Consider the following 4170-nt stretch of genomic DNA (forward strand, 5'->3'; position numbering starts at 1 on the left):
CGAACATTTCCGGGCTGAAATCCTCCGTGTACACGTACATCAGGGTGCAGACAGGGCACTCGATCTTTGGCTCATCGATCCTCTTGCTGAACTTGTAGAAACGTTTTGCCTCCCGTGCCAGGGCGAGGCACTTCATGCAGAAATAACCAGGCCCTGCCGGGAAACGTGATGGTTCCACCGTTGCTTTCGACATTTATTCGTCTCTCCCTACCTACTCAGATTGTGAAAAGATGGGTTTCGGTTCAGAAAATCAAGCTCCGTCACCCGGAAAAAGGGTTCCCTATCAGGTGCTTGCCTTTTGGGTTGTCCTGTGGTACGAAATTCTACCGCCCGTTGCCTGCACCCCCGGTTGCACATAACGATACGGGGGGGGTCTGCGTGCACAAAACCGGAGGGGAGAGACGCTGCGAAGAGGAGAATATGGAGTTTTCTTCGCTGAGCCATTTTACCGTCGTGATGGTCGCCTTCGGTCTTGCCATGGACGCATTTGCCGTATCCGTGTCGAGCGGCCTGGCGATGAGAAACATGATGCGGGTGGGGCAGGCGTTCAAGATCGCCCTCTATTTCGGGATCTTTCAGGGAGTCATGCCGGTGATCGGGTGGATGGCCGGGACCGGCTTCAGGAAACTTATTTCGGCCTATGACCACTGGATCGCCTTCGGCCTCCTTGCCGGCGTGGGTATCAAGATGATCTACGAGTCCACCCGGCTTGGTGGAAATAAGGTGTTCAACGGCCCCCCAAACCTCTACCTCCTGCTGGCCCTTTCCGTCGCAACGAGCATCGACGCGCTTGCGGTGGGGCTGTCCCTCTCTTTTTTGCGGGTATCGATCATCACCCCTTCGGTCGTCATCGGCCTGATCACGTTCAGCCTCTCGCTTCTGGGGGTGTACGTGGGGGGGAAGGTGGGTCACTTCTTCGAAAAGAAGATCGAAATGGTGGGGGGACTCATCCTCATAGCGATAGGGATAAAGATCCTCATCGAGCACCTCGCGTAAACCGCTCCCATCCAGCCCTTTTTTGTCCGCTTATCCCGGCAAGCGGTCGGCGACGATCAGTCCCCCACATCCCTCAGGTACCGCTCCCTGCCGCTCATGAACTCCCTGTACACCTTGTAGTGGTCGGTATCCTCATAGGCAACCTTGCGGATGGGGACGTGGTCGAAGCTGTAGATAGAGGCCCCCGGTAAGGAAAGCAGTATCGGAGAGTGGGTGGCCATGATGAATTGGGCGTGTCCCGCCCCCGCGGCGTCGAGGATCACCCCGAGAAGGTCGAGCTGGCTCCTCGGGGAGAGTGCAGTCTCGGGCTCATCGAGCAGGTAGAGCCCCCTGATCTGATACCTGGCCCGGAAAAAGGAGAGGAGAGACTCGCCGTGTGATTGTGTCATGAGGGATTTCCCGCCGAAATATTTCAGCTGGCCGGCATCGGCTGCGGCGAACTCGTCGAGTATCTGCGCGTAATACAAAAATATTTCCGAGCCGAAGAATGAACCGGTAACCCTCCCCTGTTCCCACGTGATACCGATACAATCCTGCAGCCGCTCTTCGTAGGGGTTGTTTTCCACGCGCCTTCGCTCCGGCGGCTCCCAGATCGGGATTTCGCAGCTGCGACAGATCGCCTTGAGCAGCGTTGATTTGCCCGTCCCATTCTCGCCTGCAAAAAACGATACGGGAGTGTCGAAAACGATATGCTCCGTTTTATGAAAGACCTCGAGGTTGAAGGGGTAGCGTACCCTGGTCGGGTATTTGTGGGGAAGGAGCGTGACCTTCCTGAGGTGCACCATGGTATCTCCTCGGAATCGCGGTCTGTGTCGGCCCATTTGCTGCAGGATAGGGGTATTATACCGCCTGCGGGGGCGGAAGTGGAACAGCAACCGGCACGAGTGGGATGATTTTCGCGGGGAAAAGGAACTTCTTCGGGCAAATTGCGCCTCGACTCAGGGCAATTTTGGCATTGACAGGCCGTACAGCCCGGATTTAGACTTATTCTGCATCGTTTGCTCATCCCGGTAATCTAAAAATTTACAGGAAGCAGGGGAAGTCGTTTTTTTCTCCGGGCAGCTCTCCATATCGGAGGGTGAGTGTTTACCAAAGCCGAAAGGAGGTGAGGAGGGGGATTTTATTACGGGAGGTTGCTTACCGGCCCGGTTCAGCGGTGCGTAATAAAAAAATGGGGGTGTAACGATGAAGAGACTTTCCGTTGTGCTGCTCGCGGTAGTGCTCGGCGTTTTTCTTTCCACCGGTGTGTCTGCGGAAAGCGGGACAAAGGAAGAGTGCGTCGCGAAGAACAAGGAAGCCGCTCAGATGATCACCGACCAGGGGATCGATGCGGCGAAAGCAGAGATAAACAAAAAAGATGGCAAGTTCGTGTGGAAAGACACCTACGTGTTCCTCATGGACTTGGATGGCAACATGCTTGCCCATCCCATGAAGCCTTCGTTGATCGGGAAAAACATGCTGGAAACTCCCGACAAGGCGGGAAAGATGTTTTTCAAGGATTTCGTAACGGTAGCGAAGGACCCCGGCGAGGGGTGGGTTGACTACATGTGGCCGAAACCGGGCATGGATGAGCCACAGGCGAAGACCACCCACATCTTCCGGGTTCCGGGGACGGATTTCCTGGTCGGCGCGGGCGTATACAAGTAACCCTTTGATACTGGGGAATGGACGGTGGCCCCCGGCAGGGCCATCGGCGAAGTTATGAACGGGGCGGGGCTGGATATTGGTAACCAGCCCCGCCAGCCATTTTCGGCATCCTCGTTCCAGGGGTCCGAAAAAAAATGATCTACTGCGTCAATCCCTGATTCGTGACACGGCATGGTACTGGCGATCGACATCTTTTCGGACGTGATCTGTCCCTGGTGCTTCATCGGGAAGCGCCGCCTCGAGAAGGCGCTGGAACTTTTCGGCGGGAAGGCAGAGACCCGCGTGACCTGGCTCCCTTTTCAGCTCAACCCCGGTATGCCGAAGGAGGGGATGAAGAGGTCCGAGTACCGCGTGGCGAAGTTCGGGAGCCTCGAAAGAAGCGATGAGCTCGACGCCCACGTGCTGGCAGCGGGGTTGGAAGAGGGCATACCCTTTGATTTCGGCCGTATACAGCTGACACCCAACACCCTGGACGCTCATCGCCTGATCTGGCTCGCCGGGCAAAAAAACCTGCAGGACCCCGTCGTGGAAACCCTTTTTTCGGCCTATTTTCTGGATGGGAAAGATGTGGGGGAACAAAATTTCTTGCGGAAAATTGCCGAGTCGGCCGGCCTCGAGTCACGAAATGAGGAAGATATGTTCGGCGAGGAGAGCCTCGCGGCCGTTACGATGGAGGAGGAGCGGGGGCGCAGACTCGGTATCGCCAGCGTGCCGAGCTTTTTGATCGGCAATAAATACCTCGTTTCCGGAGCCCGGTACCCGGAGACACTGCTGTCGGCATTTATCCAGATAGTTGAGAGAGGCGAGGCCGGTGGCTAGGTGATGGAGGCTGCCGGTTACCCGCAGGGGGCCCGGGGAAAGCTCATCGGGAAGAGGTTCTCAGGCCCTGTCCCTGTTTTCACGGGAGGTGTCATGACGAAGGCAGTTCAAATTCACGAAACCGGCGGTCCCGAGGTCATGAAGTGGGAGGAAATCGATGTGGGAAGGCCCCGGGAGGGCGAAGTGCTCCTGCGCCACACAGCCGTGGGGCTGAACTATATCGATGTGTACCACCGCACCGGGCTGTATCCCGTTGGGGACCTGCCCACGGTAATCGGCATGGAAGGTGCGGGAGTGGTCGAGGAGATCGGCGAGGGCGTCTCGGGAGTCGCTCCCGGGGACCGCGTTGCCTATGCCGGTGTCCCGATGGGCTCGTACGCCGAGGTGCGGATCATGCCGGAGCACCGCCTGGTCAAGATTCCAGACGGCATCGATGATGTGGCGGCGGGGGCGATGATGCTCAAGGGGATGACGGCCCGGTATCTGCTCCGCCGCACCTGCCCCGTTCAGGCAGGGGAGACGATACTGTTCCACGCGGCGGCAGGGGGCGTGGGGCTTATCGCCTGCCAGTGGGCCAGGCACCTGGGCGTGACGGTCATCGGCACGGTGGGCAGCGAGGAAAAGGCCGAACTGGCCAGGCAGCACGGCTGCCACCATACGATCCTCTACCGGGAGGAGAACTTTGTGAGCCGCGTTCGGGAGATCACC

The 4170-nt window shown here is 57.9% G+C and carries 6 protein-coding genes; 4 read left to right on the forward strand and 2 right to left on the reverse strand.

Annotated features, from left to right (window positions below):
* A partial coding sequence (locus GTN70_08140; GenBank protein NIO16954.1) for a hypothetical protein occupies window positions 1-193 on the reverse strand: 193 nt, incomplete at its 3' end.
* A 227-nt stretch (window positions 194-420) separates the two neighbouring features.
* On the opposite strand from GTN70_08140, the gene GTN70_08145 reads away from it, so the two are divergent.
* Entirely contained in the window at window positions 421-996 is a 576-nt protein-coding gene (locus tag GTN70_08145; protein ID NIO16955.1) for a hypothetical protein, read from the forward strand.
* A 56-nt stretch (window positions 997-1052) separates the two neighbouring features.
* On the opposite strand, the gene GTN70_08150 is transcribed toward GTN70_08145, so the two are convergent.
* Window positions 1053-1781 carry an AAA family ATPase gene (locus tag GTN70_08150; GenBank protein NIO16956.1) on the reverse strand — a complete coding sequence of 243 codons (729 nt, stop codon included), beginning with the start codon at window positions 1779-1781 and terminating at the stop codon, window positions 1053-1055.
* Window positions 1782-2181: 400 nt separating this feature from the next.
* Here GTN70_08150 and GTN70_08155 point away from each other — a divergent pair, with 400 nt between their 5' ends.
* From GTN70_08155 to GTN70_08165, 3 genes are all read left to right on the forward strand, one after another.
* A complete protein-coding gene (locus GTN70_08155) occupies window positions 2182-2643 on the forward strand; it encodes a hypothetical protein (protein ID NIO16957.1) in 462 nt (153 codons plus the stop codon).
* Window positions 2644-2814: 171 nt separating this feature from the next.
* Window positions 2815-3462, forward strand: coding sequence for a disulfide bond formation protein DsbA (locus GTN70_08160; protein NIO16958.1), 648 nt, complete (start codon window positions 2815-2817; stop codon window positions 3460-3462).
* A 93-nt stretch (window positions 3463-3555) separates the two neighbouring features.
* The coding region (locus tag GTN70_08165; protein ID NIO16959.1) for a zinc-binding dehydrogenase at window positions 3556-4170 on the forward strand (615 nt) is incomplete at its 3' end.

This window comes from Deltaproteobacteria bacterium, assembly GCA_011773515.1.
Taxonomy (GTDB): domain Bacteria; phylum Desulfobacterota; class Deferrimicrobia; order J040; family J040; genus WVXK01.

Bases quoted from the DNA above. Each gene is read 5' to 3' on its own strand.
- GTN70_08145 (NIO16955.1), top strand. From the start codon at position 421: ATGGAGTTTTCTTCGCTGAGCCATTTTACCGTCGTGATGGTCGCCTTC.
- GTN70_08160 (NIO16958.1), top strand. From the start codon at position 2,815: ATGGTACTGGCGATCGACATCTTTTCGGACGTGATCTGTCCCTGGTGC.
- GTN70_08155 (NIO16957.1), top strand. From the start codon at position 2,182: ATGAAGAGACTTTCCGTTGTGCTGCTCGCGGTAGTGCTCGGCGTTTTT.
- GTN70_08150 (NIO16956.1), bottom strand. From the start codon at position 1,781: ATGGTGCACCTCAGGAAGGTCACGCTCCTTCCCCACAAATACCCGACC.